Below are 290 nucleotides of genomic sequence, written 5' to 3'. Positions count from 1 at the left end.
CTTACCTTCTATCAACTGACCTTTCATGGAACGACCATATTCTCGATAAAAATATGTTTCAAATCCTGTCTCATCAATATAAACAGGAGTCAGATGTTTTAAATTAGTAAATTCTTTAAGGAACAGTGCTACTTTTTCAGGGTCTTGTTCATAGTAAGTGCAGCTCTTTTTTTTCGAGTATATCCCATAGCTTTAAGAGCGTAATGAATAGCTGTTGGATGACAATCAAATTCAGAAGCTATTTCAGTCAAATAGGCATCAGGATGAGCTTCAAGATAGGCTTTTAGTTT

Annotated in this window: 1 pseudogene; it reads right to left on the bottom strand. The window is 34.5% G+C overall.

The window, feature by feature from the left end:
* Window positions 1–290: pseudogene (locus E4T71_RS09440) on the bottom strand (IS630 transposase-related protein); the annotation flags it as partial.

It is taken from the genome of Streptococcus sp. WM07 (assembly GCF_004570525.1).
Classification (GTDB): domain Bacteria; phylum Bacillota; class Bacilli; order Lactobacillales; family Streptococcaceae; genus Streptococcus.
This window is presented reverse-complemented; position numbering and strand designations above follow the sequence as displayed.